We start from the raw sequence: 24,149 nt of genomic DNA, 5'->3' as shown, positions 1-24,149 counted from the left end.
GCCAGCATGAGCGGTGGATTCGTCGTCGTCGTAGCAGTCCTGATTTTCGTCGTCGTCACGCTCGCGAAGGGCGTTCGCATCCTGCCCCAGGGCGAGGAGTGGATCGTCGAGCGGCTCGGCAAGTACAACGGCACCTTGAAGCCGGGCCTCAACATCATCATTCCTTACCTCGACCGCGTCGCCTACAAGCTCGTCACGAAGGACATCATCCTCGACGTGCAGGAGCAGGAGGTGATCACGCGCGACAACGCGGTGATCGTCACCAACGCGATCGCCTTCATCAAGGTTACCGATCCGGTGAAGGCCGTCTATGGCGTCACCGACTTCGCCGAGGCGATCCGCAACCTGATCATGACGACGCTGCGCTCGATCGTCGGCGAGATGGAACTCGACGAGGCGCTCTCGTCGCGCGACAAGATCAAGGCCCGGCTGCGCGAGAGCATTGCCGACGAGGCGGTCGACTGGGGCCTCACGGTGAAGTCCGTCGAGATCCAGGACATCAAGCCGTCGGAGTCGATGCAGCGCGCGATGGAGATGCAGGCCGCCGCGGAGCGGGAGCGGAAGGCCGCGGTGACGAAGGCCGAAGGCGCGAAGCAGGCCGCGATCCTCGAAGCCGAGGCGCGTCTCGAATCCGCCAAGCGCGACGCCAACGCTCAGGTGATGCTCGCCGAAGCCTCGGCCGAAGCGATCCGCCGCGTCGCGGCCGCCGTCGGCGAGCAGCCGGGGCCGATGATGTATCTCCTCGGCGAGAAGTACATCGCCGCGATGGAACGCATGGGCTCGTCCGACAGCGCCAAGGTGGTCGTGCTGCCGGCCGACCTGCAGGAAACCGTGCGCGGCCTGCTCGCGCGCGGGAAGATGACCGCTTAACCGCCTCCGCACGAGCGCCCCGGAACTCCGCCGGGCAATGGAAGTCCATCGTCGGTCGAGCCACGTTCCCTCGCGGCCCCGCGGTCTCGTCCTTGCCAGGCGTCGTTCGATCCGCTGAAGCGATGCTTTGCCGCCGCCCGGCCGCCGCAGGCCCATCGGGCCAGGCAACTTCCGTGGATGGGTAAATCATGTTTTCGCGACATCCGGGCGAAATGGGCGCCTGCATTGAAAACCATGATTGGAGCGGGTCCGGGCTGGGGCCGATGCGGCGCTGGCCGCAGGGTTTGAATACGGCGCTGGAGATCTGCCTCGATTCGCCGACGCCGGCGCTCGTCTGGTGGGGCCCCGATCTCCTCCAGTTCTACAATGATCGCTTCCGCGACCTCCTCGGCAGCGAGCATCCGGCTGCACTCGGCATCCCCGCGCACGAGGCTTGGGCGGACAGGTGGCCGGAAATGGGACCGCGCATCGAGCGGCCCTTGCGGGAGGATCGCGCCTTTCAGGGCGAGGCGCTGCAGGGCAGGGCCTCGGATGACGATGACGATTGCGAAGACGAAGGCGAAGTCGCCGGCAGCTGTTTTCGTTATGCCCCGCTGCACGGCCGCTCGGGAAAGGTGACCGGCCTTTTCATTTGGGACGTGCGAACCGACGGCGTGGTCGTGAGTCCGCGCATCAACGAAATCCTCGGCGACGAGGAGCTGGAGGGCCTGAAGCATCTTGCGGGCTGGCTCGACCGCATTCACCCCGCCGATCTGGCCAATGTGATTGTGGCCATGAACGGTTGTCGCGACGGGGAGACGTCTTCGCTGGAAGTCGAATTCCGCATGAGCGCCCGCAACGGGGTGTGGAAATGGCTGCTATCGCGCGGCGTCGTCGTGGCGCGGGACCGCGAGGGAGCACCGATGCGGCTCACCGGCGTGGTGTCGGACATCACCTTGAAGAAGCGCGCGGACGAGCAGACCTGGCGGCATGCGAACTTCGACGCGCTGAGCGGTCTGCCCAATCGCCGCCTGTTCCGCGACCGGCTGGACTGGGTGGTGCAGAAGGCGGGTCGTAGCCATAAGCGGATCGGGCTCTTCTTCATCGATCTCGACCGCTTCAAGGTCGGGCAGGGCTTCATGTTCTGCCATCCGGTGCCCGCGGCGGAGTTCGAGGACATGTTCGTGCGGGTGGCGCGCTGATCCACGGGTCGGCGTGCCGTCCTTGTCTCAGCGCACGATCAGGCGCTCGCGCCCAAGGCCGCTCGTCATCAGCCAGTCCAGCACCGAGTCGGCAGTCACGGTGTCGATGCGATCGGTAAAGCGGCGCGCGGGCGGGTGGTCGTCGAAGGCGATGTTGGCGGAGCCGACGCGTGCGCCGAGCCGTCGCAGCGCGTCGATGTGCAGCGTCGTCGGCTGGTAGCCGCGCAGCCGCAGCCAGGCCTGCGCGCGGCTGCGGTCGGTCGCGCCCGGTTCGAGCACGAAGGCGAGCGTCTCGATCGCCCACTGGTTGCTCTGCTGGTAGCGCGTCGCCCAGGGGTAGGCGAGCATGTTGTAGCGCACCTCGTGCATGCGGGCGACGGTGAAGTTGTCCTTCAGGCGCGTCGCCAGCACGGCGCCGGGAGCCGGGGCGAAGGTGACGATCGCGGCCTCGTAGTCGTACAGGTCTTCGCCGAAGAAGTCGCCGAGTCCGTTGCGGAAGAGGCTCGCGCGGTCGCTGCCGCAGTGGTTGAGCTTGTGCACGACGCGCCAGGCGCCGCGGCCTTCCAGTGCGTCGCGGTCGTAGTAGGCGATGCCGATGTGGGAAAACCGCAATCCCCATTCGGTGAGGTTCTGTCCTGCGCGGGCGATGACGGCGGCCTGCGCCCCGCTGCGTTCGAGCGCGGTCAGCGTGTGGGCGGCAAGTTCGAGGCTGCGCGTGAGCTCCTGCGTCGTCAGCGTGCGTTCGCTGCAGGGGCGGCCGGCAAAGGCGAGAGGCGGCGCGGCGACGAAGACCACGACGGCAACGAGGGCCGCGGCGCGCAGCCGGCGGACAACGGTGAGCGCGTTCATGGCGTGATCCTCTCGCCATAGAGCAGGGCCTGCCCGATCGCATTCGGGATGAAGCACAGCGCCGCGCCGGCCGCCGACAGGATCCAGCCTGCCGATAGCGCCGTGACGGTGATGACGGTGCCGATCGCGACGGCCGAGGCTTCGATGCCTGCCGCGCTGAGCTCGACGCTCGCGCGGGCGCCGTCGGAGGCGCGTTCGAGGATCCAGACGGTGCCATGTGCTGAGACGTCGATTGCGGTGACCGTGAGCACCGCGCCGGCCGAGAGGATCATCACCGGCGCGGCGGCGATCGAAGCGAGCGGCAGCGCAAGCGACAAGGCGGAGGCAGCGCTCGCCTCCGAGGGGCCGGCATGAGCGCGGGCGGCCCGTGCGGCGAAAGCGAGGGGGGCGGCGCATAGCAGGGCGAGCGCAGTGCGGCGGGGGATGGCATTCATGTGGGACTCCAGTGAAGATCCGCATTCGGCGGGGGTGGATGGTGTGTCCCGGCGATCGATCCGGGGAGCGGCATCCATACGTCCCGGGTTTGCCCGGGACGATGGCGGGCCTTCGACGAGCGCGGGACGAAGGGGATCGGGGTGGCGGTTGAGCCGGTGTGCTATTCCGCGGCCGGATCGAGGGCAGCGCATTCGCGCTCGGCGCGGTCGGACTCCCACGCGTCGCGCAGCGTCTTCGCGAGCGTGAAGGCGCTCGAGATCAGGTACAGCCAGCTCACGCCGAGGTAGGCCTTCCAGGTCGGGTTGATCTCCATGCGCCACAGGCCCCAGCCGGTGAGGCCCATCGCCAGCAGGAAGCCGCCCCATACGACGAGGCGCCAGAGCGGCGAGTCGTCCGTGCGGGCCTCGGTATCGCGGACGAATTTCGCGAGCGCGAAGGCGCTGGTAAGGCAGAAGGCGTAGCCCATCACCATGAAGGCGCGGTCGAGATCGGCCCCGGGCAGGGCCACGAGGCCGCTTGCGCACAGCAGGCCGGCGAGCCCGAAGGAGATCCAGACCTGGATGCGCCAGGCTCGGGTGTCGCGGCGAACGGGGGATTGCATGAGCGGCTCCTGTGCGATGAAGGTGAGCCGATCATTCGCGCATCCGATGCTAGGTACAAATCCTTCATGCGCAGTTCGAATGGGTTGTGCTTCGAGTATCGAAATACGATACTTAATGACATACGGCTCGCGCCGGGCACGCCTTCCCGATAGTCTTGGCGCCAATTCGGAACGGAAACCTCTCATGAGCACCACTGCCGACCTCGTCACCGCGCTGAAAACCGAGCTGAAAGCCGCCGGCCTGACCTACTCCGCGCTCGCGGAGCGCCTTGGCATGGCCGAATCGAGCGTCAAGCGGATGTTCTCGGCGAGCGGCGACATGCCGCTGTCGCGCATCGACGCGGTGTGCCGCGCGCTGAACCTCGACTTCGCCGACCTCGCGCGCAGCGTCGCGGAGAAGGAGCCGCTGCTTGCCGAACTCTCGCTCGCGCAGGAAAAGGCCGTCGTCGGCGACCGCAAGCTGCTGCTCGTCGCGATCTGCTGCCTGAGCCACTGGACGGCCGAGCAGATCGTCGCGACCTACCAGATGGGCGAGGCCGAGGTCGTCAAGCACCTGACCCGCCTCGATCGCCTCGGCGTGATCGACCTACGCCTCGGCAACCGCTACCACCTGAAGGTCGCGAAGGGTTTTCGCTGGCGTCCGCACGGGCCGGTCATGCAGTACTTTCGCAACGACGTCATCGACGACTACTTCGCCGGCGGCTTCGACGGCGAATCCGAGATGCTGATGGTGGTGCACGGCCAGATCGGCCGCGGGCTCGCGCATTCCTTCCGCGAACGGCTCGCCCGCGTCGGCCAGGATTTCGCGCAGCAGCACATCGCCGATCAGAAACTCGCACCGACCGACCGCCGCCCCTACACGCTGGTGATCGGCATGCGCTCGTGGCTGATGGCGGCTTTCCGCGACCTCAAGCGCCCGGATGTGTCCTGGCCTGAAGCGTCCTCACCGAATGCCCCTGCGCGCTGATTTCAACTCCTGACCTTCGAACGACGAGACCGACCATGCTCCGACCGCTCCTCAAGATCCTGCTCCGAGGCCTCGCCCGCGTGCTGTTTCGCGTCCGCATCCTAGGTAATGCCCCCGCCGAAACGGGCCGCCTGCTGGTGATCGCGAACCACGAATCCTTCCTCGACGGCCTGCTGCTGGGCCTCTTCCTGCCGCTCGACCCGGTCTTCGTCGTGCATACCGGCGTCGCGAAGAACCCCTGGTTCCGGCTGCTGCTGTCGCTCGTCGATTACCTGGCGGTCGATCCGACGAGCCCGATGGCGATGAAGAAGGTCGTGCGCCTGCTTGAATCCGGCCGTCCGGTGGTGATCTTCCCCGAGGGGCGCATCACGACGACCGGCAGCCTGATGAAGACCTACGACGGCCCGGCGTTTGTGGCCGCACGCACCGGTGCGACCATCCTGCCGGTGAAGATCGACGGCGCGGCACGCACCTATTTTTCGCGCATGGGCGGGCGCTTCCCGCGCCGGCTCTTCCCTCAGTTGTCGTTGACGATCCACCCGGTCACGCGCATCGACATGCCCTTCGCGCCGACTGCGCGGGAACGTCGCCGCCGCGCGGGCGAGGCCATGCGCCGCGTCATGCAGGAGATGATCTTCGCGAGCCGCCCGCAGCAGACCCTGTTCGAGGCCCTGCTCGACGCCGCGTCGATCCACGGCCGCTCGCGCCGTCTCGTCGAGGACCTGAAGCAGGAGGAGTATTCCTACGGCGACCTGATCAAGATGGCGCTCGCGCTCGGCCGCCTCGTCGCGAAGGAGTCAGCACCGAACGAGCACGTCGGCATCCTGCTGCCGAACCTCGCGCCGACGCTCAGCTTGGTCTTCGGTCTCACCGCCTTCCGCCGCATCCCCGCGATGCTGAACTACACGGCGGGCCCCGATGGCATGCAGGCCGCGTGCACCGCGGCGCAGATCCGCACGATCCTCACGTCGCGCGCCTTCGTCGAACAGGCGAAGCTCGGCGACAAGCTCACGGCGCTCACCGATGTGCGCTTCGTCTATCTCGAAGACTTGCGCGAAAAGATGGGCCTCGCCGACAAGCTGTGGCTGATGCTGTGGGCGATCCGCTTCCCGCGCGCCGCGACCTCGATCGGCTCACCCGAAGACACGGCGGTCGTGCTCTTCACCTCCGGCTCCGAAGGCAAGCCGAAGGGCGTCGTGCTGTCGCACCGGGCGCTCCTCGCCAACATCGCGCAGATCCGCGCGGTCGTCGATTTCTCCGTCGACGACAAGATCCTCAACGCGCTGCCGCTCTTCCACTCCTTCGGCCTGACCGCCGGCGGGCTGCTGCCGGTGCTCTCCGGCGCCAACGTATTCCTCTATCCGAGCCCGCTGCACTACCGCGTGATCCCCGAACTCGCCTACGACCGCGGCTGCAGCGTGCTGCTCGGCACCGGCACCTTCCTCGCGAACTACGCGCGCTTCGCCAATCCCTACGACTTCTACCGTCTGCGCTACGTCATCGCCGGCGCCGAAAAGCTCGCCGAGCCGGTGCGCCAGCTGTGGTTCGAGCGCTTCGGCATCCGCATCTTCGAAGGCTATGGCGCGACCGAGACCGCGCCGGTGATGGCGGTCAATACCCGGATGGCCTACCGCAGCGGCACCGTCGGCCAGTTCCTGCCCGGCCTGCAGGCGCGTCTCGTCGCGGTGCCAGGCATCCATGAGGGCGGCATGCTGCACGTGTCCGGGCCGAACCTGATGAGCGGCTACCTCAAGGTCGACCGCCCGGGCGTGCTGCAACCGCCGTCGTCCGACGCCGGCGAGGGCTGGTACGAGACGGGTGACGTCGTCACGGTCGACGAGGACGGCTTCGTGCGCATCGTCGGGCGTGTCAAACGCTTCGCGAAGATCGCGGGCGAGATGGTGAGCCTGGAGGCGGTCGAGAAGCTCGCCGCGGCAAGCGTTCCAGCTGCACAGCATGCGGTGTCGACCCAGGCCGACCCCGCGAAGGGCGAGGCCTTGGTGCTCTTCACGAGCGACCGGGCGCTATCCCGCGAGCGCTTGCTCGCCTCGGCGCGCGAAATGGGCGTGCCCGAGCTCGCGGTGCCCCGCAAGATCGTGCCGGTCGAGGCGTTGCCGCTCCTCGGCACCGGCAAGATCGACTACGTGACGCTCAAGCAATGGGCGGAGGCGGCGTGATCCGCTCCACATCGGCCTTGTCCGCACTACACTCCCGACCAATTTCCGACCGGACCCCGACATGAGCTCCCAATTCAAGCTGATGGGCGAGCGGCGCTTCCTGCCCTTCTTCCTGACCCAGTTCTTCGGCGCCTTCAACGACAACCTGTACAAGAACGCGCTCGTCGTGCTGATCACCTTCCAGGCCGCGCGTTACACGACGCTCGCGCCGGGGGTGCTCGTGAACCTCGCCGCGGGCGTCTTCATCCTGCCTTTCTTCCTGTTCTCGGCCACCTCCGGGCAGCTGGCCGACAAGTTCGAGAAGACGCGCCTGATCCGATTCGTGAAGCTCTTCGAGATCGGCATCATGGTGCTCGCCGCGGTCGCCTTCGCGCTCGACTCGCTGGCGCTGCTGTTCAGTGCGCTCTTCCTGATGGGCGTGCATTCGACGATTTTCGGGCCCGTGAAGTACGCGGTGTTGCCCGTGTATCTGCGCGAGGAAGAGCTCGTCGGCGGCAACGCGCTGGTCGAGGCCGGCACCTTCATCGCGATCCTGATCGGAACGATCACCGGCGGCGTAACGATCGCACTGCCCGGCGGCAGCGTCTGGCTGTCGGCCGCGGTGATCGCGGTCGCAGTGCTCGGCTACGTCACGAGCCGTCAGATCCCGCCAGCGCCGGCGGCCGATCCCGGCCTGAAGATCAACTGGAACCCGCTCACCGAGACCTGGCGCAACATCGGTTTTACGCGCGGCAACCGGACGGTCTTCCTGTCCATCCTTGGCATCTCGTGGTTCTGGTTCTACGGCGCGCTCTTCCTGTCGCAGTTCCCCGGCTACGCGAAAGACGTGCTGGGCGGCGACGAGCATTCGGTGACGATGCTGCTCGCGCTGTTCTCGGTCGGCATCGGTGTCGGTTCGCTCTTGTGCGAAAAACTCTCGGGCAAGAACGTCGAGATCGGGCTCGTGCCCTTCGGCTCGATCGGCCTGTCGCTCTTCGCGTTCGACCTGTGGCTCGCGAGCCCCGCGGCCGCGCACGTCGGTGACCCGCTGCTGCTCGCCGCGGTGCTGGCGACTCCCGCAACCTGGCGCGCGCTCTTCGATCTCGTGATGATCGGGGTCTTTGGCGGATTCTTCATCGTCCCGCTCTACGCGCTCGTCCAATCGCGCTCGAACCCGGCGCACCGCTCGCGCATCATCGCCGGCAACAACATCATCAACGCACTCTTCATGGTCGTCGCGGCCGGCCTTGGCGCGGGACTGCTCGCGGCCGGCGTGACGATTCCGCAGCTGATCCTGATCACCGCGGTGCTCAACGCCGCCGTCGCACTCTACATCTACACGCTGGTGCCGGAATTCCTGCTGCGCTTCATCGTGTGGATGCTGGTGCACACCGTGTACCGCCTGCGCGTCGAAGGCATCGAGCACGTGCCCGAGGAAGGCCCCGCCCTGATCGTCGCCAACCACGTGAGCTTCGTTGACGCGCTGATCATCACCGCCGCGTCGCGCCGGCCGATCCGTTTCGTGATGGACCATCAGGTCTTCCGCTGGCCGCTGCTGTCCTTCGTGTTCCGCGCCGGGCGCGCGATCCCGATCGCGTCCGCGAAGGAAGACCCGGCGATGATGGAGCGCGCCTTTGAAGAAGTCGCCCGCGCGCTCGAAGCCGGCGAGCTGGTCGGCCTCTTCCCCGAAGGCAAGATCACTGCCGACGGCGAGATCCAGCCCTTCCGCCCCGGCATCCGACGCATTGTCGAACGCACGCCTGTGCCCGTCGTGCCGGTCGCGTTGCGCGGGCTCTGGGGCAGCAGCTTCAGCCGCAAGGACGGCCCGGCGATGAGCCGGCCGCTGCGCCGCGGCCTCTTCAGTCGCGTCGAGCTCGTCGGCGGCGCGCCGGTCGCGCCGGACGTCGCGACGCCGGAAAGCCTGCAGGCGGCCGTCGCCGGCCTGCGCGGGGAGATGCGCTGAGAGAGATGGGTTGAGGGCGGCGCGGCCTCAGTCGCGCCGCAGGAAGGCTTCGATCGCCGCGGCGACCTGTTCAGGTTGGTCGTGCTGCACGTTGTGGCCGGCGTCCATGATCGTCGCGCGCTCTATCGTCGCGAAGCACGCGAGCCGGCGCTCGATCTCGTCGGGCTGGTCCTTGAAGCGGTTCACGACGTAGCCCTGGTCGGCGAGCATCATCAGCACCGGTGCCTGGATCGCGCGCCAGCACGCCATCGCGTCCTCGGACTGGTAGCGGACAGGTGACGCGACCCTGTGCCACGGATCGGCAGCCATCGACACCTTGCCCTCGGGCAGCTGCCGCGAAACGTTGCGGGCGAGGAAGGCGGCGCGCGCCTCGGTGAGACGGGGATTGACCTGCCCGAGGCGGCGCGCGAAGGCGTCGTGATCGGGATAGGCGCGTACGGGTTGCTCGCTGCGCAATTCTTCGAGCCAGTGCGTGATGTGACTGGGCGCTTCGTCCGGCTGGGTGGTCGTCAGGCCGAGGAAGTCCATCATCACGAGCTGCGAAACGCGCTCGGGACGCGCGCCGGCGTAGATCGACGAGATCGCGGCCCCCATACTGTGGCCGACGATGCGCGCCGGCCGGTCGGGCGAATAGTGCGCGAGCAGCGCGTCGAGATCGCCGTAATAGTCCGGAAACCAGTACGCGCGCCCCAGCCATTCGCTGTCGCCGTAGCCGCGCCAGTCCGGTGCGATAACGTGCCAGTCCTGCGCAAGCGCATCGACGACGAACTGGAAGGTCGCCGAGGCATCCATCCAGCCGTGCAGGAAGAACACCACCGGCGCGTCGGGCGCGCCCCAGTGGCGGACGTTGTAGCGCAGCCCGCGGATCGGGAGCTGCTCGCAGCGCGAGGGTAGATTCGGTTTCATGAGCCGAATCATAGCAACCGCGCGCCGCGCTTCGGGGCAAATCGCCCACAGCAGGTTTACGAAGTGGTCGTTTCCTTCGAGGTCAGCGTGTAGCGGAAGCTCGCCGGGTCGAGGCTGTCGAAGCGCCCTTCGTCGTTCTCGCCTTGCGGGTACATCAGATAGGGCGCTTCCGGCCCTTCGCTGCCCGGCAGTACGAGGTCATGGCCGAAGTTGTAGGCCAGCCAGTTCATCTCCCACGCGCCGAATAGCGTCTTGCGTGCGTTTGCGACCTTCGGGTCGAACATCGGCAGCTGGCCGGGCGGCTCTTCGAGCGCCACCTTGCGCACGTCGGCCGGATCGATCGGCACCCAGCCGTGCTGCGACAGCCAGACTTCGGCACGGCAGTGCTGCGCCTTCGACACGTCGCCGCTCTTGCCCAGGCTCTTGTAGCCGTAGCGCGAATCGGCCACGCGAATGCCGTACACGTCACGCGCGGGAATTCCGAGCGAACGGGCGAGGCCGACGTACAGCGCGTTGAGATCGGCGCACTTGCCCGACAGGTCGCCCGTCTCGAGCATCGTGCGGATGTCGCCGAGCCCGCAGCCGCGCGTCTTCGGGTTGCGGAAGGTGTTGTCGACGATCCAGTCGTAGATGGCGCGCGCCTTCTCGACATCGGTCGTTGCGCCTCGGGTGATCTTGAGGGCTGTGTCGAGCACGATGCCGTCGGTCGGCAGCAGCTTCGTCGCGTGCGTGTACAGTGCGCGGTCGGCGGTCGACAGCACCGGAGCGCGGCCCGGGTTCGCGAGGTCCAGGCCCCGGTCGCGCGTCACGACACGGCTGAGCACCTCGATCACCGGCGCCTCGGTGCCCGCTGCCCACTGCGCGTGCAGCATCGAGGCGCCGTACTTCGGATCGGTGACGATTTCGACCTGCTTTGCGTTGCCCTGCCAGCTGTTGCCGACGACACGGCTCCAGTCCGCCTCGTTGACGCTCGGCAGCGGCACCCACACCTGGGTCGGCGCGTCGGAGACGGGGGCCTCGATGCGGCTCGTCAGCTCGAAGCTGCGCCAGCCGTTTGCCGCCGTCGGCGCGAATTCGGGCAGCGACGACTGCGGAGCCGCCGCACGGGCCCAGGCAGGCAAGGCAAGGCTGGCGGCAAGGGTGGAGGTCTTGAGGAAGTTTCTGCGATTCATGTTCGATGTTCCGGAAAGAAGCGGGTCAGGCGTGAGTCGGCGATTTGCCGGTGAAGGCGCGGATGCGGGCGCGTACGGCGTCGGTGTGCCAGTCGATCTCGCCGCGCACACGCAGCCGCGGCTGGTGCGCAGCGTCGAGCAGCAGCGTCGTCGGCAGGTAGCTGACGTTCCAGGCGCGGGAGATCACCTGTTCGGGGTCGGCGACGACGACCGGGTCGACGAGGTGATCGGCGAAGAAGCGGCGTACCTCGTCCATGCGGTCGGCGACCGCCACGGTGATGAGCGCGATTTCCGGCTCCGCCTCGTCGAGGCTGACGAGCGCCGGCATTTCGGTGCGGCAGGGCTCGCACCAGGTCGCCCAGAAGTTCACCAGCACCGCGCGGCCACGCAGCGGGTCGAGGGCACGCCGCAGCGCGGGGGGCGGAGGTGTCGCCAGATCGATCGCTTCAAAGGGATCGTCGGGACTACCGGGGCGGGCGGTGGCGCAGACGGCCGGCGGCGCGAGCGTGGCCGCAGCCAGGCCTCCAAGGGAGGCAAGCACGCGCCTTCGCATGGCGCGACGCATGTCGGACATGAATACATCTCCCGATTCGGTTTCAGCCACCCCGGTGCGGAAGCCGCCGGAGTTTAATGAGGAGCCTCGCGGCCCCGCTCGATTGCCTGTGCGGTACGCAGACCGCGTTGCGAAATGCCGATGCACAGATCGGCGTAAATTTTCGCAACACACATTATCGCAGCTTGTGGCTTGCTCCAGCACCACCGTGTGCGCGATTCGGGTAATTCCCCTGCCTGCTGCCGGGTTGACCTGCGTCAGCGCCGCGCGCGATACGCGGTTGGAATGTTTTGGCCTGTGATAAAGTTCACGGCTTCGGTTGGGGCCATTCGGCCCACCCTTTTTGCGGAGAATTCCTGTGAATCGTTGGTTGTTGGTCGCTGTGGCCGCATCGGTCGGCCTGTCCGCCTGTTCCAAGAAAGAAGAGGCCGCTGCGCCCGCTGCTGCACCCCAGGCCGCGGCGCCCGCCGCAGCGGGTCCGGCTGCCGTGTCCGCTGCCACGCCGAATTCCGGCAAGGTCCTGCAACTGTTGCAGGGCGGCGGCTACACCTATGCCGAAGTGGAAACGACCGGTGGCGACAAGGTGTGGATCGCCGGCGGCCAGATCGACGTCAAGGTGGGCGACGTGGTCCAGTGGGGCGATTCCGCCACGATGACCAACTTCGCATCGAAGTCGCTCAACCGCACCTTCGATCGCATCCTGTTCGTGAACGCCTGGGGCCCGGCCGGCGCCACCCCGACCGGTGTCGCGCCGCACGGCTCCCCGATGGGCGGCCAGGCGATGGGCGGTGCGGGCATGGGCGCGCATCCCCCGATGCCGCAAGCCGGTGGCGAACCCGCCCCGGCGGCCGCGCAAAACGTCAGCTCCGGCCAGGTGAAGAGCGTCACGACCGGCGGCGGCTACACCTACCTGGAAGTCGCCAAGGACGGTGGGACCGTCTGGGTGGCTGCGCCGATCACCGACGCCAAGGTGGGCGACACCGTGAGCTGGAGCGACGGCATGGTGATGACCAACTTCACCAGCTCCTCGCTGAACCGCAAGTTCGACCAGATCATCTTCGCCAGCGCGGTGAAGGTGGGCAAGTAAGTCGGCAAGTAAGCGACAACGGACAGCGCGGCGGGGTCCGCGCCGTCCGTTCAGCGGAAGGGCCGCGAGCGATCGCGGCCCTTTTTACGTCAACGGCGCAGGGGAATCGGTGTTCCGCGATCCACCGCGACGGCGGTGACGCTGTTCTTCGGGCTACCTTCGATCAGCTTGTCCGAGTAGGTCAGATACACCAGCACATTGCGCTTCGCGTCGACCATGCGCACGACCTGCAGCCGCTTGAAGAGCACCGACAGCCGTTCCGAGAAGACCTCCTCCTGCTGCGGCAGCGCTTCGCGCACATGGATCGGCCCGACCTGGCGACAGGCGATCGAGGCCTCGGCGAGGTCTTCCGCAATGCCCACCGCGCCCTTGATGCCGCCGGTCTTGGCGCGCGACACGTAGCAGCTGATCCCATCGACGCGCGGATCGTCGTAGGCCTCGACGACCACCTTGTGATTGGGACCGATCAGCTTCCATACCGTCGATACTTCACCCACCGGCTCGGCGAGCGCCACGCCCGCGGCAAGGCAGCACGCTCCCACGGCACAGGCAGCGGCAAGACGTGGCAGACGGGCGGAATTCATCGCAGGCTCCCTTTGGCGTGGGCAAATGTTCAGTCGCCCAGTATAGACCGCCGTGACAGTGGGATCCCGGCGCGGACGGAATTGATGTTTTTCGACGTTTTTCTATGGCCTTGTCGCCTCGAACGGGGCAGAATTCCCCGGATTCGGGCATGGCCATTGCTCTCTCGCTATCTCCGTTCCCGCTCCAGTTCCTCCAGTCCGTTCCGACGCGTATATCGATGATCGCAAGACCGCTGTTGCTTCCGCTTTTTGTGGCATCCCTCGTGGCGGCCGTCTGCTTGCCCGCCGCCGATAGCCAAGCGGCGCTGAAAGCCGTGGAGATTCCCGCGGATGCGCCGGCGCCGGAGCCCGTGCGCGTGAATCCCCCCCCTCGCGTCGTCGAGCGCAACAACCCCAGCGACGAGTTCTACGACCCGACCAGTCCGGCCTTCGATCGCCTGCAGCGCGCGGGCGAAGCACTCGACGGACTGCCGCGCGACCGCGACGGCAAGATCGACTGGATGACTGCGCTGCGCCAGGGCCTGATCAAGCCGCGCCAGCGGCTCGACGGCAAAGACCGCGAACCGCCGCTCGACCTCGACATCATCCTGCGCAACACCAAGCAGATGCCCAACGTGCGCTTTCCGCACAAGGCGCACACCGAATGGCTCGATTGCACGAACTGTCACCCGGATCCGTTCGAGCCGAAGGCGGGTAGCACGCAGATCAAGATGGAGGACATTTTTCGCGGCAAATTCTGCGGGAAGTGCCATGATCGGGTCGCTTTCATCACGCATCGCAACTGCTACCGCTGCCACAGCGTGAACCCGGACGGCACGCCGGCGCTGCCGCCGCCCGTCCTGCCGGTGCATCCGGCGAGTCAGGTTCACTGATCCGGACCGGTTCGCCCAGCAAGACAACAATAGCGTCGCTCGCGAGGAGGAGACCAATGACGACCGAACGCAACGATTCCAGTCCAGAAACCATAGCGTCGGCCGCGGATGCTGCCACACCCCGCGCGCGCAAGCCCAGGGCTGCGAACGGGCAGGCCCGCAAGGTCGCGCAGGGCGACGTCGCGCCCCAGCTCACTGAGCAGGCGATTGAAGGATTCGAAGTGGGCAAGGCCGTCGATGCGGCGCAGACCGCCCAAGCGATGGCCGTCGCCGATATCATGAAGGACGCTGCAGCGGCGGGCGACATCGGAACCGTCGCGCGCACGCTCGAATCGATCCTCGCCGGCGCGTCGCCCGATGACGCCGCCGTGCTGCGGAAGGCGCTGCAGCAGGGCGAGCGGGTGGCCGATCGCCTGCCGGTCGCGCCCGACGACGAACTCGCCGACGGCTGGCGTCTGGGCGGTTATCCCTACCGCAACCTGATGCTGCGCAAGAACTACGAGAAGCAGAAGTATCAGCTGCAGGTCGAGTTGCTGAAGCTGCAGGCCTGGGTCAAGGAGACCGGCCAGCGCGTCGTGGTCCTCTTCGAGGGGCGCGACGCGGCGGGCAAGGGCGGCACCATCAAGCGCTTCATGGAGCACCTGAATCCCCGCGGTGCGCGCGTCGTCGCGCTGGAAAAGCCGTCGGACGTCGAGCGCGGGCAGTGGTACTTCCAGCGCTACATCCAGCATCTGCCGACGCGCGGCGAGATCGTGATGTTCGACCGCTCCTGGTACAACCGTGCCGGTGTCGAGCGCGTGATGGGTTTCTGCTCGCCCGACGAGTACGCCGAGTTCATGCGCCAAGTGCCCGAATTCGAGCGTAACCTCGTGCGCAGCGGCATTCATCTCATCAAGTTCTGGTTCTCGGTGAGCCGCGAAGAGCAGCGCCGCCGCTTCAAGGAGCGCGAGAAGCATCCGCTCAAGCAGTGGAAGCTGTCGCCGATCGACCTCGCGTCCCTCGACAAATGGGACGACTACACGAAGGCCAAGGAGGCGATGTTCTTCTACACCGACACCGCCGATGCGCCATGGACGGTCGTGAAGTCCGACTGCAAGAAGCGCGCGCGCCTCAACGCGATGCGCTACATCCTGCACAAGCTGCCCTATACGAACAAGGACATCGACCGCGCGCGGGCGCTCGACCCGCTGCTGGTCGGCCGCGCCAACGTCGTCTATGAGCGCGGCGAGAAGGAAGGCTCGCCGATCCTGTAAGCTCAGGCCTGCCGCGCCGCGAGCCACGCGCGCGCGGCCTCGGCCGGCAGAGGCTTGCTCAGCAGGTAGCCCTGCATCGCGTCGCATCCCCACACGCGCAGCACATCGAGCTGCTCCTGCGTCTCGACCCCTTCGGCGAGCACCTTGATGCCCAGCTTGTGGGCGAGCGCGATGATCGCGTTGGTGATCGCGCGGTCGCTTTCGTCGTGCGTCACGTCCATTACGAAGGAGCGGTCGATCTTCAGCAGCCGGATCGGACAGCGCTTGAGCTGGCCGAGCGACGAATAGCCGGTGCCGAAGTCGTCGATCGACAGATGCACCCCGAGCGCACACAGCCGCTCCATCGTCTCGACCGCCGAGCCGACGTTCTCCATCACGATGTCTTCGGTGAGTTCGAGCTCCACCGCGCTGCGCGGAACGCCCGCCGCATCGATGGTGCGTGCGACGACCTCGACGAGATCGCTGCGCCGGAAGGACTGGTTCGAGAGGTTGACCGCGACGCGCAGGTCCCGCCAGCCGGCCTCGTGCCAGCCGTGCAACTCCTTACACGCCATGCGCAATACGCTTTCGTCGAGCGCGGCCATCAGGCCGGCTTCCTCGGCCGCCGGCAGGAACTGCGCGGGCGAAATCAGGCCCATCTGCGGGTGCTGCCAGCGCACGAGGGCTTCGAAACCGATCACCGTGCCGTCGAAGGTCTGCTGCGCCTGGTAATACGCCTGCAGCTGGTCGTCCGCGTCGAGTGCGCTGCGCAGCGCATGCTCCAGCATCAGGCGCATTTCGGTGCGCGTGCGCATCTCGGGCGCGTAATGGATGAAGTTGTTCTTGCCGGCCGCCTTGGCCGTGTACATCGCGAGGTCGGCGCTCTTGACGAGCTCTTCGGCGTCGAGGCTGTCGGTCGGAGCACAGGCGGTACCGACCGAGACCGTGACGTGCAGTTCGTGCGGGCCGATCTGCACCGGCTGGCGCAGCCGTTCGACGAGCTTTTCCGCGACCCCGTCGATGTCGCCGGGCTGCGCGATCTCGTCGAGCATCACGACGAATTCGTCGCCGGCCCAACGTCCGACGACGTCGCCCGGGCGCAGCACCTCGCGGATGCGCTCGGTGATGCGTTGCAGCAGCAGGTCGCCGACGCTGTGGCCGAGCGAATCGTTGACGAACTTGAAGCGGTCCAGGTCGCAGAACATGATGCCCACGTGCTGGCCGTTCCACGGCAAGCGGGCGAGCGTCGTGCGCAGGTGATCGAGGAACATGCGCCGGTTCGGCAGGCCAGTGAGCACGTCGTAGCTCGCGAGATAGCTCAGGCGTTCTTCGTTGCGCTTGCGCTCGGTGATGTCCTGCACGACCAGCACGCGCCCCCGGCTGTCGGTCCCGAGCGCGATCGGCGAGACGGAAACCGACACGATGGTGGGCGGTTCCTGCGCCCCGCGCAGCCGGCATTCGAAGCCGCGGTGGCTCGCCGGGTCGCTGCCGAGCTCTTCCTGGTCATCGACGACGAAGACTTCGTGCAGCGGGCGGCCGAGCATCGGACCCTGCGCGGCTTCGTCGTAGAGCCGTTTCATTGCGGAGTTGCTACGCTCGATCCGCCCTTCCGCGTCGACCACGACCACGCCTTCGGCCATCGATTCGATGATCGCTTCGACATAGTCGCGCGAGACGAGGGAATGGGCGAGATCCTCGGCCATCGCGTTGAAGCGGCACTGCAGGGTGCCGAGTTCGTTGTCCGTCGTGACGTCGACGTGGGTGTCGAGGTGACCGCGGCCCAACTGGTCGGCCGCCTCCTGCAACGCATGGATGGGCCGCGAGATGTGCGTCGCCAGTACCGCGCCCCCCGCGATCGCGGCGATCAGCGACAGCACGCAGGTGCCGAGAATCGCCAACAGATGACGCCTGAGGTCGGTGTCGATGCTGTCCCGCTGCGCCGCGAACTCGCCTTCCTCTTCCTCGGCAGCCTCGTCCACGACGTCTCGGAGCGCGTCCAGCGATGCCGCGACGCGCGCGATGCCCGCTTCGAAAGCGTCGCGCTGACCGCGTACGTCGAGCGCGTCGTTCGCAGCAAGGAAGTGTTCGGTCCGGCGGGCGATCTCATCGGCCTTCGGCAGTTCGTCGGGAAAATAGTGTTCGACGAGACTGTGATACGCGGAGACCGCCGCGGTCAGGCGGCTACGCACCCCCTTGGCGGTATCGAGATCGTCCGGCACCTCAGCGTGCGCAGCACTGTCCTGCGCGATCTTCTCTTCGTTCGCCTCGTGTCCGGGCTGCGTGTTTTCCTGCGAGTCGGCGGTACGGGCGGCCAGCGTAAAGGCAAGGTGCGTCGCCTGCAGACGAATGTCATGCAGCGCGGTCAGGACGGGCTGCGCCTCGTTGATCGCGACGTTGAAGCGACCGGAAACCGCTTTCAGCCCCACATAGCCTGCGATGCTGACGACGCTCACCAACAACGCGAGCAGCGCGTAGCCCGAGAGAATTTGCGTGCGGAGCTTCATGCGATGCGTTCGCCGACCGAGTTCAGTGGGGACGCAGCGACTGCAGGATCGCGGCGCCGAGCGCCGCCGGTTGTTGCGCACCGGACACGCCGATGCAACGGTTCATGATGAAGAAAGGCACGCCCTCGATTCCCTGCTTGCGCATGCCGGCTGCGAGGCGCCTGACGGTGGCGGCATCCTCGTTGCCCGCGAGGTAACTCTCGATCTCGGTTCGGTCCTCTCCGCAGTCGACGGCAATGTCGGCCAGCGTTGCGATGTCGCCAATGTCGCGTCCTTCCTGGAAGTGGGCCGCGAACAGCGCTTGCGCGAGCTGGTTTACGTGGACCTGCGTCTGGCCTTGCGACTGTGCCCGATAGGTCAGGCGGTGGGCATTGAGCGTATTCGGCAGCCGCGCGATGCGCTCGAAGTCGAAGTTCACGCCTTCGGCCGCACCGGCTTCGCTCAAACGCGCGTGCATCTCGTCGACGGCACCGACACTGCCGAACTTGGCATCGAGCCACGGCCGGAATGCTGCACCGGCAGCCGGCAGGTCCGGATTCAGGAAGTAGGGCAGCCAGTTGATGGTCAGCTCGAGTTCGGGATGGGTCGCGCGCACCTGTTCGATGGCACGGGCGAGCCGTGCCTTGCCGAGCAAGCACCAAGGGCAGACGAAATCGGAAACCAGGTCGATGTTTAGAATCATTGTTGTGCGTGTGTCACGGCAGGGCGGCAGGCACGACGGGTGCCGTCCTGTCCGGCTGGGGAAATGTCAGGCTTCGGGCGGGGGAGTGCCGAGCCAGCGGTCTTCCCACACTGCCACATCGGGCAGATAACGGGAATGGCCGCGCACGAGAAGTGTATCAAGTTGCTCTAGCAGCGGGCGCAGTTCGTCGTCGATGTCGCGCGGCATGACCGGAACGAACTCGATGAAAAGGTCGCCGTCGGGCCGTCCCATGCGTCCAGGAAATCCGGCGCCCGCGATGCGCAAGGTGCGGGCTTCGGCCGTGCCCGGCTGCAGCGTGACCTGACGCTCGCCCCCGGGCAGCGGGACGGCGATTTCGCCGCCGATCAGCAGGCGCAGCGCGCTGACTGGTCTCGTCATCCGCAGGTTGCGCCCCTCGAGCCGGTAAAGGGCGTGCTCTGCCAGGTGGACATGCACGACGAGGTCGCCGGGGATGCCGTTCGGCTCGTCGTCAGGCGGCGGATGGCCGGCGCGGGCAATGCGAATCTCGTCGCCGTCGAGCGCGCCCGCGGGGATCCGGACGGCGAGCCGGCGTGCGGGGTGGCGCTGCCCGCTTCCGCCGCAGGCGCCGCAGGCTTGCGTCGTCACGTAGCCGCGTCCGCTGCAGTGCGTGCAGGGCGTGAGCCCGCGCTTGCCGCGCAGCCGGCCTGAACCGTGGCAGTGCGTGCACAGGCGCGTGTGGCGCAGCGTCTCGCGGCCGCTTCCTTCGCAGGCCTCGCAGGTCTCCACGTCCTCGACCGTGACCTCGACGGTGCCACCGCAACAGGCGTCCTCGAAGCTGAGCTCCAGGTCTTCGTACCGGTCGGCTCCCGTGGGGACATCTGTGCGCTCGTCGCTCCCATCGCTCTCGTCGGTCCGGGCGTCATTGGCTCCCTCGGCAGTCTCCGAGGGCGTCTCCGCTGCGGTCGGGGCCTCATCCTGCAGCGGGTGCAGGACGGCGTCGATCAGCGTTTCATAGGCCGCGCGCAATTGTTTGAAGTGCTCGACCGCGTGGGGGTCCGGATTGCGGTCGGGGTGCCAGCGCATCGCGAGGCGACGGAAGGCCTTCTTGATCTCGTGCGCGGTTGCGCCGGCCTGCAGGCCCAGGAGAGCGTGGGGATCCATCGCGATCATCGAACCGGCGTCGCGGCGGGCGGCTGGGCGAGCCGGTCGAGCATCGCGCGCACGGCTCGGATCTGACCGCCATCGCGCGTCGCGTACGCGTCGTCCGTGTAGCCCCACCAATCCCAGCACCCTTTCGGGTTGTACACCCAGCGCCACGACCCCCAGGCCCAGCCGCTGCGCGGGGTTGTCTGCGGGTAGAGCACGATCAAGCGGTTGGCGTCGGCCCATTCGTTGTAGCCGGCGCCCTTGACGAAGCGCATGCCGACCTGAGACTCCGATTGCCGGCAGCCATGGAAGGCGACGTGCACCTTGCAGCCGCCGGCATGGCACTGGGCGGGGATATAGGCGTAGCCGCGATCGGCGAGACTGAGTTCGAAGGGCGGGGCGCCGGTGTAGGGGCGCTGGTCGAAGACGATGACTTCACCGTGCAAGGTGCTGCTGCGCGGCGCGAGCGGGCCGATCAGGTGGGCGAGGAGCTGGCCGGCGGCATCGAAGTCGCCGCAGCGGTTGATGTACGGCGGCTCCGAGGTCGAGCAGGCGTTGGGCTTGGGGTCCGCGATCGAGATCATCGCGTGTCCCGCCTGCGGTAGCGTCACCGAGCGGATCGCGGATTCCGGCAACTGCTGGCGATAGAAGGCAAGCAGCGCATCGACGACGGGATGTTCGACGGTGTGGTCCTCGGTGCCGCCGAGCACCCACACGCGGTCGTCGCGCAGCCCGGCGGGCGGATCGATGCGCCCGGCCTGGGCTTGCCATTCGACGTGGGACAGGGTCTGCGCGGCATCGGGGGCCGCGCTGCCGGCGCCGGGTGCGCTGCAGTTGCGCAAGGCGCGCCACAGGCTGCCTTCGGCGCATTCGTAAGGCCCTCCGGCCAGCACGCCGGCGCCGGTCACGAGACTGGAGTAGGCGACTTCGAACTGCACCGCCATGTAGCCGCCCGACGAGATGCCCGAGACCGTGAGTCCGGTGAGCTGCGCGCCGAGCGCGGGCAGGGGCGCCTCCGCGGCACTTGCGGAAAAGGCGAGGCTCGCCACCAGGAGGGCGCTGAAGGATCGAATGGACATATTGGGCGCTATTGTAGGGGAGCGCCTGCCGCCCGTCCCTGCTCGATTTGCGACAGGGGGCTTCAGCGCCGGTTTTCGCCCAGCCTGCTCAGATCCTCGGCCCGCAGGTGCGTCAGCAGCGCCTTACCCTGCTCGTCGACGCGGAATTCGCCCCATTTCGCCGCGGCGAAATCGGCGGCGCGTCCTTCCTGGAAGAAGAAGCCGTTCGGCCCAACGCTCAAGCGGTGCTCGCGCCAGCGCAGCTTCATCCCAACGAGGGCAGGATCCGCGGGCAGCTCATCGGCGACCGCGACAAAGGTCGCGCGGCCCTGCGCATCCAGCCCGACATGGGCGTAGCCGTGCGCCGAATCCTGGGCCGGAAGCTCGCTCTCGATCGCGTAGCGCAGCGCCATGTAGTCCCCCTGCATCAGCGAGCGGGGATCGACCGGCGCGAGGTGAAGGAGGACGATACGGCCTTCGCGGAGGATCCGTTCGTTGCCGGTCACGGCGACGAACGCCGCCGCGGCAACCAGCAGCAGCGAAGCGAGCAGGGCGACACGCAAGGCGATGCGGCTCATCGGGGGCTCCGGCTCAGGGCAAGCAGTGCGGCGCGCGCGGCGAGCAGGACGACGCCGCTCGCGGCGATGACAGCTGATTTGATCAGCAGCGTGCTGTGCAGGCTGTAGTGATACTCGCCGAGGTAGAGGGCCGCAAACGCAAGCGCCATCACCGTCCAGCCGCGGTGGCTGGCGTGGAAGGCAGCGAGCAGTACCGCAGCGCTCACCAGCAGGCCGGGGGCGGGGTGTGCGACGACGGCGAAGAGTAGTCCCGCGACTGCCAGCGGCACTCGCAAGCGGCCTGCGTCGCGACTCAGCCAGAAAACCGTGCCCGTGAACAGGGCTGCCGCGCCGACGCGGTAGATCGGCAGCACGAAGCTCAGATGGCGGTCGCGGAGCAGTTCGCCAAGCAAGGGCGTTCCGGACGTATCGCTGCCATAGACCGCCACGCACAGCGCTGCGAGCGTGGTCGCGTGGCCCGCGGCCTTGAATAGCGGCGCCTGCGGATGGGGCGCCCAGCGAGCGCGCGACAGCCACAGCGCGAGCGCGACCACCGCGAGCGCAAGCCCGAACACGGCGAGTCCGTCGCCCGGCCCGATCAGATAGCCGATGCTGGCGAGCACCGTCAGCACGCAGGCGGTGCGATGCAGCGTTGTCGAAGGAATCGCCGCCATCGCCGCGGCGACTACGAGCGCCGTCCGCGCGAGGGTGTCGGTGCCCTGCACCATGTAGAGGAAGCGGTCCGCGACCGACGACACGAGCAGCGCTTGGCCGGCGAACGAGAAGGCGAGCGCCATCTGGTCCGTGAAGGTGCGACGGCGCCGGAACAGCAGAAAGGCCGCGGCGAGCAACACGACGCCGCCGACCGCGCGCGTGACCGGACCATTGCCGGCCATCAACAGCGGACCGAAGAAGGACGAAAGGATGATCAGCGACGCAACCCAGGCCGCGAAGCCCTGGACCACGGCGAGCCACCAGGGCATCGGAGCGTCGCCGGCGATTGCCTCGCATGCGGCGTCGTCGAGAATCCCCTCGGCCTGCAGGGCGTCGAGCAGACGGGCACTCGGTATCGCGCTCATGCGGCCTTGCCCTCTTGGTACAGGCGCTTCAGCCACACGCCGGCGAAGGCCGTGCTGGCGATGACGAAGCCGGCGATCAGGTTGATCGACAGGAAGTCCGACCCGTGTTCGAGGAGCCGCGTCAATGCCGCGCTCGCCACGGCGATCCCGCTGAACGCCGTTGCCGCGAGCAGTGGCACGTCGCGCCGGACCCCGAGGTAGCAGCGCAGCGACAGGGCGGCGGTCGCCAAGAAGGCCAGGATGAGCGGCACGAAGTCGCGTTCCCACCAGCCCAGGCACGCGCCGATCGCGAGCGGCGCCAGTACGCCAACGCCCGCCAAGCGCATGACGTGGCGATGCGGATGTGCGAGGAGCGCCGCGCCGGCGACTTCGAAGGCGATCAGCACCAGCGCGTTCAGCGCGGCAATGGCGAACAGCGCGCCCGGCCGGTCGAGCGCGCCGAAGAAGTGAAGCCATGCCGACTGCGACAGCCCACGCAGCAGCGCCGCGTTCGCGATCGTCAGCCACAGCACCCAGCAGGCCGAGGAGCGCGCGAGCAGCGCGAAAGGCATCATCAGCGCCGCCCATGCCGCGAAGAGTTCCCAGACATCGGCGCCCGTCTGGTAGATCTGGCCGATCAGCGCGAGCAGCGCGCCGGTGGCGATCGAGGCGGCAAGCAGCGCGGCGCGCCACGCAGTACCGAAAGGCGCCGTCACGAAGGCGACCGCAACGCAGGCGAAGAGCGCCGTGCCTGCGAGCCCCAGCTTGGCGAAGCGATGCAGCGTGTCCCAGTTGTACGCGAAGAAGAAGATCAGTCCCGCCGCGAGGAGCAGGGCGCCGGCCACCGCGAGCGTGCGGTCTGCGGCACGCAGCCAGCTCTCGCCGGATGGCGCGAGGGGTAGGAGCCGCGCTGCGGCGTCGAGCTGGGCACGCGACAGGGCGCCGCTCTCGGCGAGTGCGAGCAGGCTTTCCCGGTCGGCGTCTGGCAACGACATTCGCGTATCCATCGGGGCGAAATATGCATTCTAACCATAATCCGCGCGCCTTTGCGCCCCGCACCGTTTGCGGCACGGCGGGGCTCGCTGGCACAATGGACGATCTGCCTGTCGAATCAAATCCATGCCCGGTACTCTGATCATCGTCACCGCGCCCTCGGGAGCCGGTAAGACTACCCTGGTGAAGGGATTGCTCGAGCGCGATCCGCAAATCCAGCTTTCGGTGTCCTATACGACCCGGACGCCGCGGTCGGGCGAGCAGAACGGTCGCGAATACCACTTCGTCGACGTCCCGACCTTCCGCACGTTGCGCGATCGCGGCGAATTCCTGGAATGGGCGGAGGTGCACGGAAACTATTACGGCACCTCGAAGGTCTGGCTAAAAGAGCAGATCTCCTCCGGACGCGACATCCTGCTCGAAATCGACTGGCAGGGGGCGCAGCAGGTGCGGCGCGTGTTTCAGGAGGCCATCGGCGTGTTCGTTTTGCCGCCGTCGGTCGAGGAGCTCGAGTCGCGGCTGCGCGGCCGCGGCACCGACAGCGACGAGGTGATCGCCCGCCGCCTCCTGGGCGCACGCGGCGAGATGCGGCATGTCGGCGAATTCGACTACGTTATACTGAACAACGAATTGCAGAGCGCCATCGACGATCTGGTCGCGGTGGTGCGCGCCTCGCGGCTGCGCTACGGGCGGCAGCGCCTTCGGCACCAGCAGTTTTTCGATTTTCTAGAACAGGACTGA

General features: G+C 67.4%; 23 protein-coding genes. 9 read left to right on the top strand and 14 right to left on the bottom strand.

The genetic code is table 11. The features are described from left to right. Positions 1-6: 6 nt before the first annotated feature. Both VJ673_RS07565 and VJ673_RS07560 read left to right on the top strand, forming a co-directional pair. A complete protein-coding gene (locus VJ673_RS07565) occupies positions 7-870 on the top strand; it encodes an SPFH domain-containing protein (RefSeq protein WP_324125452.1) in 864 nt (287 codons plus the stop codon). 188 nt (positions 871-1,058) lie between these two features. After that, complete coding sequence (locus tag VJ673_RS07560; RefSeq protein ID WP_324125451.1) at positions 1,059-2,051, top strand: PAS domain-containing protein; 993 nt, start codon at positions 1,059-1,061, stop codon at positions 2,049-2,051. Positions 2,052-2,078: 27 nt separating this feature from the next. Here VJ673_RS07560 and VJ673_RS07555 read toward each other — a convergent pair whose 3' ends face one another. The 3 genes from VJ673_RS07555 to VJ673_RS07545 all read right to left on the bottom strand — a co-directional run bounded on the left by VJ673_RS07555 (position 2,079) and on the right by VJ673_RS07545 (position 3,936). Beyond that, positions 2,079-2,900, bottom strand: coding sequence for a DUF2145 domain-containing protein (locus VJ673_RS07555; protein ID WP_324125450.1), 822 nt, complete (start codon positions 2,898-2,900; stop codon positions 2,079-2,081). Further along, the gene (locus VJ673_RS07550) at positions 2,897-3,334 is read right to left on the bottom strand and encodes a hypothetical protein (RefSeq protein ID WP_324125449.1); all 438 of its coding nucleotides are present in this window, start codon (positions 3,332-3,334) and stop codon (positions 2,897-2,899) included. The genes VJ673_RS07555 and VJ673_RS07550 overlap by 4 nt, the downstream gene beginning before the upstream one ends. A 161-nt stretch (positions 3,335-3,495) precedes the next feature. Then, positions 3,496-3,936, bottom strand: coding sequence for a YiaA/YiaB family inner membrane protein (locus VJ673_RS07545; RefSeq protein ID WP_324125448.1), 441 nt, complete (start codon positions 3,934-3,936; stop codon positions 3,496-3,498). 184 nt (positions 3,937-4,120) lie between these two features. Between VJ673_RS07545 and VJ673_RS07540 the strand changes: the two genes are divergently transcribed. The 3 genes from VJ673_RS07540 (at position 4,121) to VJ673_RS07530 (ending at position 9,022) form a co-directional block, all read left to right on the top strand. After that, positions 4,121-4,903, top strand: a complete 783-nt coding sequence (locus VJ673_RS07540; protein ID WP_324125447.1) for a helix-turn-helix domain-containing protein — start codon at positions 4,121-4,123, stop codon at positions 4,901-4,903. A gap of 35 nt (positions 4,904-4,938) precedes the next feature. After that, the gene (gene aas / locus VJ673_RS07535) at positions 4,939-7,080 is read left to right on the top strand and encodes a bifunctional acyl-ACP--phospholipid O-acyltransferase/long-chain-fatty-acid--ACP ligase (protein WP_324125446.1); all 2,142 of its coding nucleotides are present in this window, start codon (positions 4,939-4,941) and stop codon (positions 7,078-7,080) included. A 61-nt stretch (positions 7,081-7,141) separates the two neighbouring features. Then, positions 7,142-9,022 carry an MFS transporter gene (locus VJ673_RS07530; protein WP_324125445.1) on the top strand — a complete coding sequence of 627 codons (1,881 nt, stop codon included), beginning with the start codon at positions 7,142-7,144 and terminating at the stop codon, positions 9,020-9,022. A 27-nt stretch (positions 9,023-9,049) separates the two neighbouring features. Here the strand turns inward: VJ673_RS07530 and VJ673_RS07525 are convergent, their stop codons facing one another. Genes VJ673_RS07525 through VJ673_RS07515 form a run of 3 tightly spaced genes read right to left on the bottom strand, consistent with a single transcriptional unit; the run spans position 9,050 to position 11,674 of the window. Beyond that, positions 9,050-9,928 (bottom strand): alpha/beta fold hydrolase, encoded by an 879-nt coding sequence (locus VJ673_RS07525; RefSeq protein WP_324125444.1) that lies wholly within the window; start codon positions 9,926-9,928, stop codon positions 9,050-9,052. Between the two features lie 56 nt (positions 9,929-9,984). After that, a complete protein-coding gene (locus tag VJ673_RS07520; RefSeq protein ID WP_324125443.1) occupies positions 9,985-11,100 on the bottom strand; it encodes a transglutaminase-like domain-containing protein in 1,116 nt (371 codons plus the stop codon). A 25-nt stretch (positions 11,101-11,125) separates the two neighbouring features. Further along, positions 11,126-11,674 carry a TlpA family protein disulfide reductase gene (locus VJ673_RS07515; protein WP_324125442.1) on the bottom strand — a complete coding sequence of 183 codons (549 nt, stop codon included), beginning with the start codon at positions 11,672-11,674 and terminating at the stop codon, positions 11,126-11,128. 337 nt (positions 11,675-12,011) lie between these two features. Here VJ673_RS07515 and VJ673_RS07510 point away from each other — a divergent pair, with 337 nt between their 5' ends. Further along, a complete protein-coding gene (locus tag VJ673_RS07510; RefSeq protein WP_324125441.1) occupies positions 12,012-12,740 on the top strand; it encodes a hypothetical protein in 729 nt (242 codons plus the stop codon). Positions 12,741-12,829: 89 nt separating this feature from the next. Here the strand turns inward: VJ673_RS07510 and VJ673_RS07505 are convergent, their stop codons facing one another. Further along, positions 12,830-13,324, bottom strand: coding sequence for a CreA family protein (locus VJ673_RS07505; RefSeq protein ID WP_324125440.1), 495 nt, complete (start codon positions 13,322-13,324; stop codon positions 12,830-12,832). Between the two features lie 356 nt (positions 13,325-13,680). Between VJ673_RS07505 and VJ673_RS07500 the strand changes: the two genes are divergently transcribed. After that, positions 13,681-14,196 (top strand): c(7)-type cytochrome triheme domain-containing protein, encoded by a 516-nt coding sequence (locus tag VJ673_RS07500; protein ID WP_324125439.1) that lies wholly within the window; start codon positions 13,681-13,683, stop codon positions 14,194-14,196. A 56-nt stretch (positions 14,197-14,252) separates the two neighbouring features. Continuing rightward, the gene (gene ppk2 / locus VJ673_RS07495) at positions 14,253-15,449 is read left to right on the top strand and encodes a polyphosphate kinase 2 (RefSeq protein ID WP_324125438.1); all 1,197 of its coding nucleotides are present in this window, start codon (positions 14,253-14,255) and stop codon (positions 15,447-15,449) included. Positions 15,450-15,451: 2 nt separating this feature from the next. On the opposite strand, the gene VJ673_RS07490 is transcribed toward ppk2, so the two are convergent. The 7 genes from VJ673_RS07490 to VJ673_RS07460 all read right to left on the bottom strand — a co-directional run bounded on the left by VJ673_RS07490 (position 15,452) and on the right by VJ673_RS07460 (position 23,410). Next, positions 15,452-17,932: a putative bifunctional diguanylate cyclase/phosphodiesterase gene (locus VJ673_RS07490; protein ID WP_324125437.1), complete on the bottom strand. Its 2,481-nt coding sequence runs from the start codon at positions 17,930-17,932 to the stop codon at positions 15,452-15,454. 22 nt (positions 17,933-17,954) lie between these two features. After that, entirely contained in the window at positions 17,955-18,614 is a 660-nt protein-coding gene (locus VJ673_RS07485) for a DsbA family oxidoreductase (RefSeq protein WP_324125436.1), read from the bottom strand. A gap of 66 nt (positions 18,615-18,680) precedes the next feature. Further along, positions 18,681-19,757 carry a DnaJ C-terminal domain-containing protein gene (locus tag VJ673_RS07480; RefSeq protein ID WP_324125435.1) on the bottom strand — a complete coding sequence of 359 codons (1,077 nt, stop codon included), beginning with the start codon at positions 19,755-19,757 and terminating at the stop codon, positions 18,681-18,683. Between the two features lie 5 nt (positions 19,758-19,762). Continuing rightward, positions 19,763-20,821, bottom strand: a complete 1,059-nt coding sequence (locus VJ673_RS07475; protein ID WP_324125434.1) for an extracellular catalytic domain type 2 short-chain-length polyhydroxyalkanoate depolymerase — start codon at positions 20,819-20,821, stop codon at positions 19,763-19,765. Between the two features lie 62 nt (positions 20,822-20,883). Next, positions 20,884-21,378, bottom strand: a complete 495-nt coding sequence (locus tag VJ673_RS07470; protein WP_324125433.1) for a GDYXXLXY domain-containing protein — start codon at positions 21,376-21,378, stop codon at positions 20,884-20,886. Then, a complete protein-coding gene (locus tag VJ673_RS07465) occupies positions 21,375-22,436 on the bottom strand; it encodes a DUF4401 domain-containing protein (RefSeq protein ID WP_324125432.1) in 1,062 nt (353 codons plus the stop codon). The genes VJ673_RS07470 and VJ673_RS07465 overlap by 4 nt, the downstream gene beginning before the upstream one ends. Beyond that, the gene (locus VJ673_RS07460) at positions 22,433-23,410 is read right to left on the bottom strand and encodes a DUF2157 domain-containing protein (protein ID WP_324125431.1); all 978 of its coding nucleotides are present in this window, start codon (positions 23,408-23,410) and stop codon (positions 22,433-22,435) included. Before VJ673_RS07460 ends, VJ673_RS07465 begins: the two co-directional genes overlap by 4 nt. A 124-nt stretch (positions 23,411-23,534) precedes the next feature. Between VJ673_RS07460 and gmk the strand changes: the two genes are divergently transcribed. Then, complete coding sequence (gmk, locus tag VJ673_RS07455; protein ID WP_324125430.1) at positions 23,535-24,149, top strand: guanylate kinase; 615 nt, start codon at positions 23,535-23,537, stop codon at positions 24,147-24,149.

Source organism: Aromatoleum sp. (genome assembly GCF_035254505.1).
Classification (GTDB): domain Bacteria; phylum Pseudomonadota; class Gammaproteobacteria; order Burkholderiales; family Rhodocyclaceae; genus Aromatoleum.
Note: the sequence above shows the minus strand (reverse complement) of the source record. Positions and strands in the feature narration are given on the sequence as shown.

Excerpts from the sequence above, each read along its gene's own strand:
- VJ673_RS07565 (WP_324125452.1), top strand. The coding sequence starts at position 7 with ATGAGCGGTGGATTCGTCGTCGTCGTAGCAGTCCTGATTTTCGTCGTC.
- VJ673_RS07560 (WP_324125451.1), top strand. The coding sequence starts at position 1,059 with ATGTTTTCGCGACATCCGGGCGAAATGGGCGCCTGCATTGAAAACCAT.
- VJ673_RS07555 (WP_324125450.1), bottom strand. The coding sequence starts at position 2,900 with ATGAACGCGCTCACCGTTGTCCGCCGGCTGCGCGCCGCGGCCCTCGTT.
- VJ673_RS07550 (WP_324125449.1), bottom strand. The coding sequence starts at position 3,334 with ATGAATGCCATCCCCCGCCGCACTGCGCTCGCCCTGCTATGCGCCGCC.
- VJ673_RS07545 (WP_324125448.1), bottom strand. The coding sequence starts at position 3,936 with ATGCAATCCCCCGTTCGCCGCGACACCCGAGCCTGGCGCATCCAGGTC.
- VJ673_RS07540 (WP_324125447.1), top strand. The coding sequence starts at position 4,121 with ATGAGCACCACTGCCGACCTCGTCACCGCGCTGAAAACCGAGCTGAAA.
- aas (WP_324125446.1), top strand. The coding sequence starts at position 4,939 with ATGCTCCGACCGCTCCTCAAGATCCTGCTCCGAGGCCTCGCCCGCGTG.
- VJ673_RS07530 (WP_324125445.1), top strand. The coding sequence starts at position 7,142 with ATGAGCTCCCAATTCAAGCTGATGGGCGAGCGGCGCTTCCTGCCCTTC.
- VJ673_RS07525 (WP_324125444.1), bottom strand. The coding sequence starts at position 9,928 with ATGAAACCGAATCTACCCTCGCGCTGCGAGCAGCTCCCGATCCGCGGG.
- VJ673_RS07520 (WP_324125443.1), bottom strand. The coding sequence starts at position 11,100 with ATGAATCGCAGAAACTTCCTCAAGACCTCCACCCTTGCCGCCAGCCTT.
- VJ673_RS07515 (WP_324125442.1), bottom strand. The coding sequence starts at position 11,674 with ATGTCCGACATGCGTCGCGCCATGCGAAGGCGCGTGCTTGCCTCCCTT.
- VJ673_RS07505 (WP_324125440.1), bottom strand. The coding sequence starts at position 13,324 with ATGAATTCCGCCCGTCTGCCACGTCTTGCCGCTGCCTGTGCCGTGGGA.
- ppk2 (WP_324125438.1), top strand. The coding sequence starts at position 14,253 with ATGACGACCGAACGCAACGATTCCAGTCCAGAAACCATAGCGTCGGCC.
- VJ673_RS07490 (WP_324125437.1), bottom strand. The coding sequence starts at position 17,932 with ATGAAGCTCCGCACGCAAATTCTCTCGGGCTACGCGCTGCTCGCGTTG.
- VJ673_RS07485 (WP_324125436.1), bottom strand. The coding sequence starts at position 18,614 with ATGATTCTAAACATCGACCTGGTTTCCGATTTCGTCTGCCCTTGGTGC.
- VJ673_RS07480 (WP_324125435.1), bottom strand. The coding sequence starts at position 19,757 with ATGGATCCCCACGCTCTCCTGGGCCTGCAGGCCGGCGCAACCGCGCAC.
- VJ673_RS07475 (WP_324125434.1), bottom strand. The coding sequence starts at position 20,821 with ATGTCCATTCGATCCTTCAGCGCCCTCCTGGTGGCGAGCCTCGCCTTT.
- VJ673_RS07470 (WP_324125433.1), bottom strand. The coding sequence starts at position 21,378 with ATGAGCCGCATCGCCTTGCGTGTCGCCCTGCTCGCTTCGCTGCTGCTG.
- VJ673_RS07465 (WP_324125432.1), bottom strand. The coding sequence starts at position 22,436 with ATGAGCGCGATACCGAGTGCCCGTCTGCTCGACGCCCTGCAGGCCGAG.
- VJ673_RS07460 (WP_324125431.1), bottom strand. The coding sequence starts at position 23,410 with ATGTCGTTGCCAGACGCCGACCGGGAAAGCCTGCTCGCACTCGCCGAG.
- gmk (WP_324125430.1), top strand. The coding sequence starts at position 23,535 with ATGCCCGGTACTCTGATCATCGTCACCGCGCCCTCGGGAGCCGGTAAG.